General features: G+C 64.2%; 12 protein-coding genes and 1 tRNA gene. 7 read left to right on the top strand and 6 right to left on the bottom strand.

Annotation, left to right across the window (positions count from 1 at the left end; genetic code table 11):
* Positions 1–48 precede the first annotated feature (48 nt).
* From ABFE16_10335 to ABFE16_10320, 4 genes are all read right to left on the bottom strand, one after another.
* Positions 49–975 (bottom strand): decaprenyl-phosphate phosphoribosyltransferase, encoded by a 927-nt coding sequence (locus tag ABFE16_10335; protein MEN6345698.1) that lies wholly within the window; start codon positions 973–975, stop codon positions 49–51.
* A 57-nt stretch (positions 976–1,032) separates the two neighbouring features.
* Positions 1,033–2,505, bottom strand: a complete 1,473-nt coding sequence (gene lysS / locus ABFE16_10330) for a lysine--tRNA ligase (GenBank protein ID MEN6345697.1) — start codon at positions 2,503–2,505, stop codon at positions 1,033–1,035.
* A gap of 117 nt (positions 2,506–2,622) precedes the next feature.
* Positions 2,623–3,714: a shikimate dehydrogenase gene (locus tag ABFE16_10325; protein ID MEN6345696.1), complete on the bottom strand. Its 1,092-nt coding sequence runs from the start codon at positions 3,712–3,714 to the stop codon at positions 2,623–2,625.
* A gap of 172 nt (positions 3,715–3,886) precedes the next feature.
* Positions 3,887–4,711, bottom strand: coding sequence for a hypothetical protein (locus ABFE16_10320; protein ID MEN6345695.1), 825 nt, complete (start codon positions 4,709–4,711; stop codon positions 3,887–3,889).
* 540 nt (positions 4,712–5,251) lie between these two features.
* Between ABFE16_10320 and hflX the strand changes: the two genes are divergently transcribed.
* Entirely contained in the window at positions 5,252–6,562 is a 1,311-nt protein-coding gene (gene hflX, locus ABFE16_10315) for a GTPase HflX (protein ID MEN6345694.1), read from the top strand.
* Positions 6,563–6,710: 148 nt separating this feature from the next.
* Here the strand turns inward: hflX and ABFE16_10310 are convergent.
* Both ABFE16_10310 and ABFE16_10305 read right to left on the bottom strand, forming a co-directional pair.
* Positions 6,711–6,797, bottom strand: a tRNA-Leu gene (locus ABFE16_10310).
* 100 nt (positions 6,798–6,897) lie between these two features.
* Complete coding sequence (locus tag ABFE16_10305; protein ID MEN6345693.1) at positions 6,898–7,782, bottom strand: nucleoside hydrolase; 885 nt, start codon at positions 7,780–7,782, stop codon at positions 6,898–6,900.
* 195 nt (positions 7,783–7,977) lie between these two features.
* On the opposite strand from ABFE16_10305, the gene ABFE16_10300 reads away from it, so the two are divergent.
* The 6 genes from ABFE16_10300 to dgoD form a co-directional block, all read left to right on the top strand.
* Positions 7,978–8,583, top strand: a complete 606-nt coding sequence (locus ABFE16_10300; GenBank protein MEN6345692.1) for a hypothetical protein — start codon at positions 7,978–7,980, stop codon at positions 8,581–8,583.
* Between the two features lie 5 nt (positions 8,584–8,588).
* Entirely contained in the window at positions 8,589–9,404 is an 816-nt protein-coding gene (locus ABFE16_10295) for a hypothetical protein (protein MEN6345691.1), read from the top strand.
* A 167-nt stretch (positions 9,405–9,571) separates the two neighbouring features.
* Entirely contained in the window at positions 9,572–11,506 is a 1,935-nt protein-coding gene (locus ABFE16_10290) for an SPFH domain-containing protein (GenBank protein MEN6345690.1), read from the top strand.
* 130 nt (positions 11,507–11,636) lie between these two features.
* The gene (locus tag ABFE16_10285) at positions 11,637–12,515 is read left to right on the top strand and encodes an NAD(P)-dependent oxidoreductase (protein MEN6345689.1); all 879 of its coding nucleotides are present in this window, start codon (positions 11,637–11,639) and stop codon (positions 12,513–12,515) included.
* Between the two features lie 55 nt (positions 12,516–12,570).
* Positions 12,571–13,776: an enolase C-terminal domain-like protein gene (locus tag ABFE16_10280; GenBank protein ID MEN6345688.1), complete on the top strand. Its 1,206-nt coding sequence runs from the start codon at positions 12,571–12,573 to the stop codon at positions 13,774–13,776.
* Positions 13,777–13,848: 72 nt separating this feature from the next.
* A partial coding sequence (dgoD, locus tag ABFE16_10275) for a galactonate dehydratase (protein MEN6345687.1) occupies positions 13,849–14,924 on the top strand: 1,076 nt, incomplete at its 3' end.

Genomic DNA, 14,924 nt, shown 5'->3' with positions numbered 1-14,924 from the left:
ATACTTGAGGTTACCTTTCGTTTACACTCTGCATCGGACTCGAAGGCGCTACCAGCTACCGTTGTTGGAGGGCAGGATCGGGCCGCCCAGGCCGCCTGCGCCCAGGTAGAAGACCAGCGCAACGGCCAGCACGTAGACCAGGACCGTCACCAGCAGCGGCATGTCATTGAGCAGAACCTGGTCCGGCGCGTCGCCCTGACCATGGCGGTGTACCAGGTACAGGTAGCGGAAGACGCCGTAGATGACGATGGGGATGGTAAGCAGTAGGTCCCGACTGCCGACTTCGTGGACCGTCCGTTCGCTGATGGTGTACAGGCAGTAGGACATGATCGTGCAGGCCGTCACCGTGGCGATCATCTGGTCTAGCAGGTGGGGCGTGTACTCGGCGAGGATCTGCCGCGTCGCGTAGGCATCATCCTCGAGCAGCACGATCTCCTGTCGACGCTTGGTGAAGGACAGAAAGAGCGCCAGAAGCAGCGTGCACATGAGCAGCCAGGGGGAGATCACGACCGAGATGGCCTCCGCACCGGCGACGGCACGGAACACGAAACCACCCGCAACCGCGAGGGCATCGAGGATCACCAGGTGCTTGAGCCAGAAGTGGTAAGCAAGGGTCAGGCCCAGATAGGCGGTGGCCACTACCCCGGTCGCAGTGTTGAGGGCGAAGCAGCCCGCAATGCTCAGCGGGGCCATGATCACCGCAGCGGCAATCGCGGTCCTGGGAGATAGTGCCCCGGAGGCAACCGGCCGCTTGCACTTACGCGGGTGCTTGCGGTCCTGCTCGCGGTCCACCACATCGTTCACCAGGTAGACGGTACCGGACAGGACACAGAACAGGGCGAAGGCGATCACGACCTGGCCGATCGCCTGCAGATTCGTGAACTGCTTGGCAAAGAGCAAGGCCGCAAACAGCAGCAGGTTCTTCGTCCACTGCTTGGGGCGCATCGTCTTGAGAATGGCCGCGAGTGTCTTCATAGCAATGCCCCCAGCTTAGGAAGGCGAGTGCAGCGGCTGGACGCGAGCCCGCGAGGGCTACTCGTCCTGCGAAGGCTTCATCACCGGGAACAGAATGACTTCGCGAATGGACTGGCGGTTGCAGATCAGCATGGCGAGGCGGTCAATGCCCAGCCCCAGACCACCGGTCGGCGGCAGGCCATACTCCAGCGCCCGCACGAAGTCCTCGTCCAGCGGATGTGCCTCCTCGTCTCCCACACGCCGTGCCTCGACCTGTGCTTCAAACCGACGCTGCTGATCCAGCGGGTCGTTCAACTCACTGAAAGCGTTCCCGACCTCGGCCCCGCCGATGAAAGGCTCGAAACGAGCGGTCAGTTCGGGGTCACCAGCCTTGCGCTTGGCCAGCGGCGAAATCGCGACCGGGTAGTCCACCACAAAGGTGGGCTGAATGAGCGTAGGCTGCACGTATCGGTCGAAGACCCTGTCCAGCAGCCCTGCCAGCGTCTGATCGCTTACGTTGCCCACGTCGAGATCCTTGCAGGCCTCGCGGGCCGCCTCATCCGTCTCAATCTGCGAGAAGTCGACACCGGCTGCCTCGCGAATCGACTCATACAGCCCGATCCTGCGCCAGGGCGGCGTCAGGTCGATCTCATACTCACCGTAGGTGATCTCCAGGCTCCCGTTGGCGGACTGGGCCATGGCGCACACAAGCTGCTCCACCAGGTCCATCATGTCCTCGTAGTCCGCATAGGCCTGGTAGGCCTCAAGGCTCGTGAACTCCGGGTTGTGCCGGGTGTCGATGCCCTCGTTGCGGAACAGCTTGCCGATCTCGAAGACGCGCTCCATGCCGCCGACCACGAGCCGCTTCAGATACAGCTCCGGAGCGATGCGCATGTACAGGGTCATGTCCAGAGCGTTGTGGTGCGTGGTGAAGGGCCGAGCATTCGCGCCGCCATAGAGGGGCTGCAGGACCGGCGTCTCAACCTCGTGAAAGCCCCGTGAGCACAGCAGGTCACGCACGGCCTGGGTCATCCGTGCCCGCTTCTCGAACACCTCGCGCGACTCGGGATTCATGATCAGGTCGAGGTAGCGCTGGCGATAGCGCGCCTCGGTGTCCTGCAGACCATGCCACTTTTCGGGCAGTGGTCGCAGCGACTTGGACAGCAGCGTGAACTCGCTGACCTTGACCGTAACCTCGCCCGTCCGCGTCAGGAACAACTCGCCGCGAACGCCGAGGATGTCGCCGATGTCCAGGTCCTTGAAGGCCTCATAGCCCTCGGCTCCCAGGTCGTCCAGCTTTGCGTAAAGCTGGATCTTGCCCGACTGGTCAACCAGGTCCGCGAAGGTCGACTTCCCATGAGCGCGCCGGGTCATCAGGCGACCGCAGACGCAGACCTTCTGTCCGCCCGGCTCCTCGTAGGCGGCCACTGCCTCCTGGGCCAGATGGGTGCGCTCGTAACGGTGAATCGCGAAGGGGTCGCGACCGGCCTCCTGGAGCGCGAGCAGCTTTTGCAGCCGCTGCTCCTCCTGGGTAAGCTCTTCAGGCAACATTCCGCTGCAGTCCTTCCAAGTCAAAGACGTAGGCAGGGGCTATACCCCTGCCGTATCTGGTTCGGGTATGTGTGCGGCCAACCGGAGAACTCGCCGGCCGCAACCGTGAGCGTGTCCTCAGGCGGTGATACTGTGTAGGCGCTGCGCAGCGTGGAGCTTGTCCCGCACTCGCTGGATATCCTCATCGCTCACGCGGTGCTCGAAGGAGCGGAAGCCGGCAAGCTTGAACCCGTGCTTGCGGCCGAGTTCGGCGATCTCCGTAACCTGCTCGCACTTGATGTCGCGTCCCAGCGAGTAGTCCTCGCATTTGCCCTCAAGCGCGAGGATCATGGTCTCAGCCATGCAGGCGTAGGACTCTTTGGGCGGGAACCCGAAGTTGAAGTGGAAGTCCACGTCGCCGGGGACCGCCACAGCACCGCCCTCGATGACCAGCACATCGTCGCGCTCCTGGGCCACCTTGACCGACACATCGCGCGGACGGGCCACGTCGCATACCACAGCGCCGATCTTGAGCATCTCCGGCAGGACGATGGCCTCGACCGAAGAGGTGACGGCGACCACGATGTCTGCATCCACGAGCGCCGCGTTGATGTCGGTCTGCGCCTCGGCTTGGATGTCCTCGGCGGCCAGTTCGTCAGCAAGTGCCTGCAGGGGCTTTGCGCTGCGAGCATTTAGTATGAGACGGGCGACCTGGGGCCCCAGCATCTTGGCTGCCACGCGACCGATCGATCCGGTTGCGCCCAAAATGGCGGCAGTGCACTGCGCCGGATCTTGCCCCAGTTGGCGAGCCGCAAGCAGCGAGCCCTCGAGCGCGGTAGCTACGGTGTAGCTGTTGCCGGTCGTGACGGCGATGTCGAGCCGCTCTGCCACGGTGATCCCGGCGTCGCCCACAATCGACGTGAAGGCGCCCAGTCCGACAATCTCAGCACCCAGGTCCTGGGCTATCTTGCCGGCCTCGACGATCTTGTTGATGGCCTTAGCCGCGTTGCCGTCCCTGAACTGCCGAGAGGTGAGCGGGCACGCAACGAACCAGCCCTCGGTCTCTGCGCCGGTGGCCGACCGAATCCCGGTGATGTGACTAACCAGCTTGGGCGGTATGACGTGTAGACTTGCCTCGACAAGCGCGCCGGGCAGGTGTGCGGCATACCGGTACTTGCGGGCAACGTCCCGCACGTCCAGGGGATGGATGATGAACGCAAACTTATGCACGTCTCAAGGTCCTTACGCCAGCCACGTGATAGGCCGAAGAGCCGGCCTGCAACCGGTCAAAGTATACCAGTATCCCAGGCCCGGCGCAACCCTTGGGCGGTCCCCCAGAGGGCCGAAGATCCGGCAATCCCGGGTCGTCCTGGAGGGACGCTTCTGCAGCGGAGCAGGCGCCTCAGCGCGCCTGTGTTGAGGTCGATTCCAACTGGGCACTACCGGAGTCACCATCCACCAGCACCGTGTAGAGGGTTGCCGCCGAGGCCGGATACTCCGGTCTCGACCCCTCCTCGAAAAGGAAGCGCCAGGCAGGTGTTGCGGGCTTGCCCGCTGCGGCGGTGTTGACCACCGAAACGCCTCGCAAAGCTACCGACCCACGCTGGTACCGGGGAGGCAAAGCGCCGATCGCGAGCCGGAGGGCCTCAGTGCGACTGATCGTGAAGCGTGCCAGCAGGGAGGGGTCGTGGATGGTGAACTCTGCGTGCAGCGGTGCCCCGTCGACAGGCGACAGTGTGACCCGTGCCTGGCCGATGCGTGGGCCCCGGGGCGGCATGGTCAGTTCCCAGGTGAAAGTGTAGGCGCCCGGACCGGCTTCCTGAGCCGGCTTGGCCGTCAGCAGCCGCGTCTGAGCCCCGACGAACAGAGAGTGGCTACTGGCGAAGCCTTCGGCGAGAGACTGTAGCCGTTCCTGGCTCAGAGGACCGGCCTTGTCGGCAACCACCTTGTGAACCCAGTGCGCCCTGCACACGTAGCGTCGCGAAGGGTCCAGAGTCACGTACACGCGCTGCTTTTCGCCACGAGCCTTCGGGCTGCTGACGTCCACCTGAAGCCTCTGCAGGCCCTCGCGGTCTGCCTGCGAATCGGCGCGCGGGTCGAGTTCCGTGGTCAGTCGGTCAGGCGAGACGGCGAGGAACTCCCGAAGGGCCGCAGCCTGAAAGCCCCGCCGCGCGAGTTGATGGTCGACACCACCAATCGCGGCAGCGAGGCCGATCATCGCTACCAAGGACAGGAGACCTGCGTGGAGCGTCGTCCTCTCTTCCGTCTGTCCATCACCTGTTGTGGAATGCGACCCCCGGTCCAGCGAGCTACAAGCCGCCTGTGGACGATAGGCTGCGATGAGGGAGACCTGCCCACAGTGAGGGTCGCAGGGAGTCTTCCTTCCAAAGCCCTGGCGTCGCTGCGACAGTACGTCCCGAGGGCCGACCTGTGACTCAGGGGATTCCAGGCGCGGCGTGGGGTAGCTTCGTGGTGTGCTGTGTCCCCCCCCGAAGGCCTGCCTGCGCACCGACACGTGAACCCTAGGCACCGACGGCCCTGCCCTGTGTTGATGGCGGGTTCAAAGGGTACAAGCTGCGGCAAGCTATGCCGTTCTAGTTTATCTTGAACAAGCATACATAATCTTGAGATCAATAGCAAGACCGGCTGTGCCCGATTCTGACTGCCTCTCCTTTGCACATCGACCCCACCAGTGTCTATACTGAAGAGGTAGCGTAGCTACCAGGAACGGCCCTTCTGGGCACCGGAGTACGAGGAGGACATCGCTTTGGAGATCTATGTAGGCCTGGAACGAGAACCGGGGATGGAACGTGAGCGTGCGGTCCTCGTCGGGATTGACAAGCTGCGAGGAGAGGGCCGGCGCTCCATGCAGGAACTCATCGACCTGGCCCGGGCCGCCGGGGCAGCTCCTGTCGGGGTCCTCGTACAGAATCGGGAGCACCCCGACCTGCGTCACTTCGTGGGGAAGGGCAAGATCGAGGAGCTCAAAGCAGAGGTGGCCTCGACCGGGGCCGAGATCATCCTGTTCGATGCCGAGCTGAGCCCGGCGCAGGTACGCAACCTCGTCGACCAGTTCGAGGACCGCAAGATCCTCGACCGTACCGAACTGATCCTGGACATCTTCGCCCAACACGCCCACTCACGAGCCGGCAAGCTTCAGGTCGAGCTGGCCCAGCTATCCTACCTCCTCCCACGCCTCACCGGACGCGGGAGAATGATGGACCGGATCGCCGCACGCGGTGGAGCCGGCGGCGTGGGAGTGCGCGGCCCTGGGGAGACCAAGCTCGAGACTGACCGCAGGCGCCTGCGCGAGCGAATCGCGAAACTCCGTCGTGTGCTCGGCGATCTCGAAGGGCGCCGAGACGTCGAGCGCGAGCAACGTCTCGACAGCCATCTCCCGGTGATCAGCCTCATCGGCTACACCAACGCCGGCAAGTCCTCTCTGCTCAACGCCCTCTGCGGTAGCGAGGAGGTCACAGCCCACGACCGCCTCTTCGAGACCCTCGATACGACCGTGCGCAAGGTCGAACTCGGCGACAACACCGAGGCCCTTGTCGCAGATACCGTCGGGTTCATCCACGACCTGCCCAAGAAGCTACTGCAGGCCTTCAAAGCCACCCTGGAAGAGACACTCGAGGCCGACCTGCTGGTCCAGGTGATTGATGCAAGCGACCCCTGGGCCGACAGCCAGAACCGGGCGACACGGGAGATTCTGGACGAGCTGAAGGCCCTGGAGAAGCCCATGCTCCTGGTGCTCAACAAGTGGGATCTGGTAGAGGACCCGGCACAACGTGCCGAGTTGGCAGGGAACATGCCGGACGCGGTGCCCATCTCCACGCTGACAGGCTACGGCATGGACGAGCTCCGTGACCGCCTGCGAGCGATGCTGCCGGCGAGGCTGGTGCCCGTCACCCTGCACATCCCCTACGATCGCCTGGCCTTACTGGAGCTCCCGCGACGGAACGGGAAGCTGCTGGAGACGAGGTACGAGGGTGACCACGTGGTTGTGAGGGCTCAGGTGGATGAACCGACACTGGCTCGGGTGCGTGAGTTCGTCGTGGCCACTGACGAGGCCTGAGCACAAGATCCCCGATCCACGAACCCCAGGGCGGCCCCGGATTCCACGGGGCCGCACTCGTTGTAGGCACCGGCTTCCCGCAGGTCCCTAACCCGCAAGATCGCAGGCAACAAAAAAGCGGCCGCGAGGGCCGCTTCATGTGAGTGCTTGGTGCCGAGGGGGGGACTTGAACCCCCATGCCCTATTGGGCACTAGGTCCTGAACCTAGCGCGTCTGCCAATTCCGCCACCTCGGCAGGCGTTCTGCAGAGTGCGCGTATTGTACGTGGTGACCTGCAGACTGTCAAGCCCTCTTGCTCCACTTTTCTGTCTAGGGCCGCAGACCTTCGCCGCGACCTATCCGATCAGTTCGACGACCCGTGCGCGAACACGTACCGGGTCAACGCCCTGGGCCACCAGCGCGTTTGCCGGTCCGCTGCCGACGACGCAGTTGCCCTTCTCGTCGATGTCGATGTTGAGCTTCTCGCACTGCACGATGTCCGGCTCGACCACGGCAAGGGCAGCCAGCGGGTCGTGAACAATCGGCATCGACTTCTTGCGCTGCCCGTCAGGACCGCCCTGCCACAGCTCGGTCATGCACAGGATTGCCTTGGCCAGCGGCGTGCCCTTGGCGTTGATCGCCTCCAGGTCGCTGGGGACCATCTGGCACTTGAGCGTGACATCGAGGCCGATCATCGTGATCGGCTTGCCGCAGCCAAAGACAATCTTGCTGGCGCGAGGGTCACAGACGACATTGTATTCAGGCTGCGCTCGATCGGGCATGATATGGCCGCCCATGATGACGATGCGCTCGATCTTGGCGAAGCTCTCCGGGAACTCAAGGATGAACCGGGCTACGCTGGTGAGCGGCCCGATGGGCAACAGAACGAGCCCCGGAGTGCTCTCTGCCATCTCCGCCATGAACCGGATGGCGTCGGTGCGGCCTTCGCGAAGCCGCGCCTCGTCCTCGGCGGAAAGAACGTCGGCCTGGCAGTTGCGGGGGAAGTCCAGGGCGCGGTCAAGGGCGTCTCGGGTACCGGCTGCCACCGGCACTTCGGGGGTTCCGGCCTTCTCAAGCAGCAACCGGCCCTGCGCGGCACGCAGCACTGAGTCACGCCAAACGGTGGTAACGCCCACCAGGTTGATGCGCGGGTGGTTGATGCACACCGACAGCGCCCAGGCGTCGTCGATATCGTCTCCGAGGTCGGTGTCCAGCAGTACGGGTATGCGATCGTCTGACATTACCTATGCCTCCTTGATGAGTTGCGAGCTCTTTCCTTGCGGGTGCAGGAACTCCTGCACAGTTGGCGAAGAATCCTCAACTAGGTGAGGTGGCAGTCTAGGTTACACGGCGAAGCTGGGGCTATTGCACCCGGCCCGGACCGACCCAAAGGACTGCAGATTCGCCCTCGCTGGAAAGCGGTGCCTGGTTCGTAGATGGGTCTTCTACGCTGGCTGCGACGCATTCTAACCGATTTCCTTGGTGAAGAGGAGGATTCAGCGCAGCCCGCGACCGAGGTTGCACGGCAACTGGCCGCCTCGAGGACGATCGTGGCCCTGTCGGTCGCCCAGGCCGAGCGTAGAGAACTGGAGCTGCGCGAGGCCCTGGGAGAGCCGGCCACTGATGAGAGCGCAATCGCCGAGTTGGCACGGCGGCTGCAGGAGGACCGACAGGCAGCGCGTCTTCTGATTCTCGATCACCAGCGCCGTCGAGTGGAGGCGGAGCAGAGACTGGAGCGCCTCGGACAGGCACAACGGCTCGCTGCGCTGAATGCCGAACGGGAAGCTCTGCGGGGGATGCTGACTCGTGCCCAGGATGCGACGGACGAGGTGGCTGTAACGGAGCTTGAGATGCAGGCGAGGGCGGAGGCAGCTTCCCTCGATCTGCTGGACCAACTCGAAGGACGCACCGTCGCTGCCCCGCTCAAGCCTGACGAGGTGGCGCCGACAGAGGCTCGCAGCAAGGCTGCGGCCCTCCTGCGTGAACGGCCCTATGACGACCTGTTGCATCATGACCAGGCCACCGGAGGCACAGGGAGGTAAGTGGGGTGCAGTTGCTTGAGTGGTACAACCTGATTTTCGTTGCGCCCATTGGTCTCGCGGCAATCTACCTCATCCTGAGCAGCACGGGAATCGGGGGCGAGACCGGACACGATCTGGGCCACGATATCGCCGTGGACCATGATATCGCCGTGGACCATGACCTGGCCGTGGAGCACGACGTGACGCTTGAGCACGACATATCGGCAGACCATGATGTCTCCGTCGAGCACGACGTCGCTGCCGAGCATGATCTGGGCGCCGACCACGGTGCCGTGGCTGGCCATGAAGCTCCGACCGGGGTCGAGCATGAGGTCCACGGCGAGCATTTCGTCGAGCACCACGAGACCTCGCTACTGCTACGCGGGCTGACGGTGCTGGGCTTCGGCAAGATCCCGCTATCCCTGCTGGTGACCTCTCTCATGGTGCTCTTCGGGGTCTCCGGGCTGGCGGCGAACACAGTCTTCGGCTATCTCTTGCCCTTCAAGTGGGCGCCGGTGGTCTACGTCTGGCCATCCCTGGGGATTGCAGTGCTGGTCGGCCTAAGTCTGACCGGTGCGACGGCTCGGGGACTTGCTCGCCTGATGCCGACCAGCGAGACCTACGCAATCCTGCCCGAGGAGCTGGTGGGATTGGTGGGGATCGCGGTCTACGGTCTCCGGGAGGACCAGAAGGCAGAAGTCCACGTGAAGGATGGTGCAGGCGACTGGCATAGCATCGCCGGGCGGCCTGTCATCGGAGACATCGCCAAAGATCAGGAGGTCGTACTCGTCCGCTATCACCGCGACGGCGATTACTACGACGTCTCGCTGTTGCCGGTCTAGTCACGAAGACCCGCGCGCAGGCACCGTCGGGGACTGGGGGAGAGGAGGCAGCGCAGGCTCCCTGGTGTCTGGACACAAGACAGTCGGTCCTGCCGGTCACGCATTCGGTTCCTTGCTGCTAGCGGGCACACAGCGCGTGTCCCGCTGACTCCTCGGAGGGATGAGTCATGGCACTTCCGGTCGGAATGGTCTTGTTCGGCCTGCTGCTGATCGTCGGACCCTTCATGGTGGAGGGGATCAGCCCCATCAGCCGTCTTATCCTGATGGTGATTGGGGCGGCGGTACTGATCGTTTCGGCGATCCTCACCATTATCGCCAGGCTCTACCAACGAACCAGCGCCAACGAGGCTTTCGTACGCACCGGCATGGGCGGCCGGCGGGTTGTCCTCGATGGCGGGGCTATTGTGATCCCCGTGGTGCACAAGGTCGTCCAGGTACGTCTGGAGACCATGAAGCTGGAGGTCGAGCGCGCCGGTGAGGACGCGCTGATCACCAAGGACAACCTCCGCTGCGATATCCGCGCCGAGTTCTACATCAAGGTCCAGGCGGCCGCCGACGACGTCCTCAACGCCTCTCGCTCTCTCGGTGGGCGATCGATTGACCCCGTGGCAGTCCGGGATCTGGTCTTCGAGAAGCTGGTATCGGCCCTCCGGTCGGTGGCGGCTACCCGCGACCTGGCCCAGCTTCATGCTGAGCGCGACGACTTCGCCAGCGCCGTCTCCCAACTGGTGCGCGAAGACCTCAAGTCCAACGGTCTGACCCTTGAGTCCGTCACCATCTCCCGGCTTGACCAGACCAACACCGAGCGGCTGAACGATCGCAACGTGTTCGACGCCCAGGGCCTGCGCAAGATCGCCGAGATCACCAACCGGGCTCGCGTCGAGCGCAACCTCTACGAGCGTGACGCAGAGCGCGAGATCACCACCAAGGACGTCGATACCCGCAAGCAGGTGCTGGAGCTGCAAAAGGCCCAGGCCGAAGCGGAAGCCACGCAGTCGGCAGAGGTCACCAAGGTGCGCGCCGAGCGCACCCGGGATGCCGAGACCTACCAGATCGAGCAGCGGCGGCTGGTTGAGACCGCCGAGATCGATAAGGATCGCCAGGTGCAGCAGGCCGGTGTTGAGCGCGACCTGCAGGTCAACATGAGCCGGGTCGAGGCTCAGAAGGCGATCATCTCCAGGGAGCAGGAGCAGAAGACCGCGGACATCAGCCGCAACGAGGCCATCCAGACCGCAGACGTGTCACGCGAACGAGCCGTCGAGGTGGCCAAGCGCGAGCAGTTGATTGCTGTGGCCGAAGCCGAACAGCGCCGGGCCATCGCAGAGCAGCAGCAGCTCGTGGCTCAGGCCGAACGCGAAAGGGCCGAGCAGCAGGTCACGACCGTCGGCGAAGTTGCCGGCGCCGACCGCGCCAAGCAGGTCCAGGTCATCAGCGCCGAGCAGCAGGCCCAGCAAGAGAAGATCAAGCGGCAGATGGAGGCCGACATCGAGGCTTACAAGGCCGCCAAGATCGCGGAAGGCGAGCAGCAGGCTGCGGCAAGCCTGGCTGAGGCTGTGCGCGTGAGGGCCGAGGCCGATAAGGACGCCGCGACGCTATCCGCCGCCGGTGAACAGGCGCGGCAGATGGTCCCGGTGAACGTTACCCGTGAGCAGGTCGCCGTTGACGCCACCCGGGTGCAGGACGTCGAGGCCGCACGCGTCACCGTTCTGCGCAACGAGCTGAGCGCGAAGGCCGAGTACGAGCAGATCTCCGTCCAACTGGAGCAGGCGCTGGCGGCCATTAGCGCCAACAAGGAAGTCGGAGTTGCCTTCGCCCATGCCTTCGGTGAGGCACTCAGCAAGGCGCAGATGAACCTCTACGGCGATCCCGGAATGTTGGGATCGGCGATGTCCGCCTTCACGAAGGCAGCGGGACTTGGGGCCTTCGCCGATGGGCTGCAGGCGACTGCTCCCCAGGGCGCAACCGATACCGCGAAGGCGCTCCTGGAGGACTTGTTCCCGAAGCTCAAGGAGGCGCTCTCCGCTCCGAAGGTCGAAACGGCACCGGCAGCACCAGCCCCGGCAGCCGAGGACGAAGAGGCTGGACCCGCACCACAATCATGAGTTGAACCCCGTCACTGATTGGACTATTATCAGGCGGCGGCCCTTGGGCGTATCCGCTCAGGCCGCCGTCTGATTCTTTGTACAGGCTCCCGGGACTGTGCCCGGGGCCGACGTCAGGAATGGTTGGCTCATGAAAGTGCTTGTTACCGGTGGTGCGGGGAGGGTGGGGCGCTTCGTGGTGCAGGAGTTGGTATCCCGCGGACATCAGGTTACCGCAGCCGGGAGGACCCCCGATCGCACTGTCGACAACGCCGAATACCGCGTGCTTGACTGCCTCGACTACGACGCGCTCGCGAAGACCGTTGCCGAACACGACAGCGTCATTCACCTGGCCGGCATTCCGTCTCTGATCAAGGACAAGTCGCGCCAGACCTTCGAGGACAACTGCCAGGGGACGTACAACGTCTACGAGGCCTGCGCCGCAGCGGGCATCAAGAAGATCAGCGTCGCCAGCTCCATCAATGCCCTGGGGCAGTGGTACGGCAAGGAGCTCCTCCCCGTCCGCTACTTCCCGATTGACGAGGACCACCCGTCTCTGCTCTCCGACGCCTACAGCTTCTCAAAGAAGATCCTGGAGGAGATTGGGGAGTATTTCTGGCACAAGGACGGCATCAGCAGCGTATCGCTGCGAATCACCTGGGTCGTCTCGCCCGACCCGCGGCGACTGGACGGGATGGCCAGGATGATCAACCAGGGGCCCAACCTGGAGTTCTTTGTGCGCAACTACTGGACCTGGATCGATGCCCGCGATAGCGCCCGGGCCTTCGTGCAGGGGATCGAAGCCGACTACGAGGGTGCGCATCCTCTGTTCATCAACTCCGACCTGAACCTGCTGAACCTGCCCAGCCGTGAGATCGCGCAGCCCCACTATGGATACGTGACCGAGTGGCGCGAGCCGATTGAGCACGACGAGGCGCTCGTCTCCTGCCGCCGCGCGAAGGAGATACTGGGCTGGGAGCCAATCTACCGTCTGATCCCGGAGCACGGCTGGAACATCCCGGGGCGCTGAGAGCTTCCGGCGCCCGACCTTCGCCCAGGTCTCTCACGAAAACGAGGTTATCACTATGGCCGAAAAGACCACCATCACCGACCTTCGCGTCGTCATGACCCAACCTGCGGGCTCGCGTCTGATCGCGGTCCGTGTGGACACTTCCGAGCCCGGTCTCTACGGCTGGGGATGCGCTACCTTCACCCAGCGTGCGCTGGCCGTGAAGACAGCGGTCGAGGAGTACCTCAAGCCGCTGGTGGTCGGCCGTGACGTCGACCGCATCGAGGACCTCTGGCAGACCTGCTGGGTCAACTCCTACTGGCGAAATGGCCCGGTCCTCAACAACGCCATCTCCGGTCTGGACATGGCCTTGTGGGACATCAAGGGCAAGCGGGCGGGAATGCCGGTCTACGACCTCCTGGGCGGCAGGTGCCGGGAGGCAGCGGCCGTCTACCGGCACGCTGGAGGCGCCACGCCGGAGGAAGTGCTGGAGAGTGTGCAGCGCTTCATGGCCGAGGGCTACCACTACGTCCGCGTGCAGATGGGCGGCTACGGCGGCAAGCCGGAGTCGCTGCACACACCCGAGAACGCTCAGCCCGGTACCTACTTCAACGACCGCGAGTATGCCCGTAACGTCCCCAGAATGCTGGAGTACGTGCGCAACGCCGTCGGCTTCGACGTCGAGTTGCTGCACGATGTCCATGAACGCCTGCGACCTGCCGACGCCCTGTTCCTGGCGAAGGCCGTCGAACCGTACCAGCTCTTCTTCCTCGAGGACCTGCTGGCGCCGGAGGACATCGAGTACTTCGCCCTGGTGCGGAACCAGTGTGCAACGCCGCTCGCGATGGGGGAGCTGTTCAACAACCCGCGTGAGTGGATGCCGCTGGTGTCGGGGCGGCTGATCGACTTCTTGCGCATGCACGTCAGCCAGATGGGTGGCCTGACACCGGCGCGGAAGGTCGCGGCCTATGGCGAGCTGCACAATGTCCGGACCGCCTGGCATGGACCTGGCGACACCTCACCAATTGGCCATGCCTGCAACCTGCACCTGGACCTGGCCTGCTCGAACTTCGGCATCCAGGAGTGGTGCGGGTTCTCGGAGCTTGTGTACGAGATCTTCCCTGGCTTGCCTGAGGTGCGCAAGGGCTTCCTGTATCCGAATGACAAGCCCGGCCTGGGGATCGACGTGAACGAGGAGCTGGCCGCCAAGTACCCCTGCGTGCCCAAGGTGGACACCTGGACCCAGACGCGGCTTCCGGACGGTACGATGGTCCGACCCTAACTCGCCGAAGGCTACCGGCCGTGAGACGCCCCTTCGCAAAACAGTGCCTTCGCACAATCGGGAGAACCAATCATGAAGATCACAAAGCTCGAGACCTTTCTTGTCAAGCCCCGCTTCCTGTTCCTGAAGATCCATACCGACGAGGGCCTTGTCGGACTCGGCGAGCCGATTGTCGAGGGGCGTGCGCTGACCGTAGCGCAGGCGGTGGCGGAGTTGGAGCCCTACCTGGTTGGCAAGGACCCGACGCGGGTCGTGCATCACTGGCAGGCAATGTACCGCCATGCCTTCTACCGTGGAGGCCCGGTACTGACGAGCGCCCTGTCAGGCGTCGACCACGCCCTGTGGGACCTGGCCGGAAAGGCCGCCGGGCTTCCGGTCCACAAGCTCCTCGGCGGCCCACTGCGTGACCGTGTGAAGGTGTACAAAGCAGTCGGTGGCGGCACCGACGAAGAGGCGGCGGGGAATGCCCGGAAGGCCGTTGCGCTGGGCTTCAAGGCCCTCAAGACCGGAGTCGCCGGCGGCCGCCCGGCGCGAGTCATTGAGACGCCGGGCTTCGTCGATCGTGCCGTCGGGCGCATCGCCGCAATCCGCGAGGCCGTGGGCAAGGAGATCGACATCGCCATCGACTTCCACGGTTCCGTTCCGCCGGCGACCTCGGCGCTGCTCATCAAGGCGCTGGAGCCCCTGCAGCCGATGTTCATTGAGGAGCCGGTACAGTGCCAGAATGTCGACGTCCTGGCCGATCTGGCGCGCAAGACCCATATCCCCATCGCGACCGGCGAGCGCATTTTCACCAAGTGGGGCTTCCGCGAGATTCTTGAGAAGCGGGCCGCTGCCGTCCTGCAGCCCGATCTGTCCCACGCAGGCGGGATCTTCGAGACGCGGTTGATTGCGGGTATGGCCGAAGCTTACTACGCGGTCGTGGCTCCGCACTGCCCACTCGGGCCGATCTCCCTGGCAGCCGGTGTGCAGCTTGATGCTTCGATCCCGAACTTCCTGGCGCAGGAGCACACGACTTTCGGCGAGGGCTACCTGAAGAAGCCTCTCACCTTCCGCGATGGTTACCTGGACCTGCCGACGGAGCCTGGTCTGGGGATCGAGCTGGATGAGGAGGCGCTGGCGGACAAGATCGGGCACGACTGGACGAA

The organism is Armatimonadia bacterium (assembly GCA_039679385.1).
Classification (GTDB): Bacteria; Armatimonadota; Zipacnadia; order Zipacnadales; family JABUFB01; genus JAJFTQ01.
Note: the sequence above shows the minus strand (reverse complement) of the source record. Positions and strands in the feature narration are given on the sequence as shown.

Bases quoted from the DNA above. Each gene is read 5' to 3' on its own strand.
- ABFE16_10280 (MEN6345688.1), top strand. From the start codon at position 12,571: ATGGCCGAAAAGACCACCATCACCGACCTTCGCGTCGTCATGACCCAA.
- ABFE16_10290 (MEN6345690.1), top strand. From the start codon at position 9,572: ATGGCACTTCCGGTCGGAATGGTCTTGTTCGGCCTGCTGCTGATCGTC.
- ABFE16_10305 (MEN6345693.1), bottom strand. From the start codon at position 7,782: ATGTCAGACGATCGCATACCCGTACTGCTGGACACCGACCTCGGAGAC.
- lysS (MEN6345697.1), bottom strand. From the start codon at position 2,505: ATGTTGCCTGAAGAGCTTACCCAGGAGGAGCAGCGGCTGCAAAAGCTG.
- ABFE16_10285 (MEN6345689.1), top strand. From the start codon at position 11,637: ATGAAAGTGCTTGTTACCGGTGGTGCGGGGAGGGTGGGGCGCTTCGTG.
- ABFE16_10300 (MEN6345692.1), top strand. From the start codon at position 7,978: ATGGGTCTTCTACGCTGGCTGCGACGCATTCTAACCGATTTCCTTGGT.
- ABFE16_10335 (MEN6345698.1), bottom strand. From the start codon at position 975: ATGAAGACACTCGCGGCCATTCTCAAGACGATGCGCCCCAAGCAGTGG.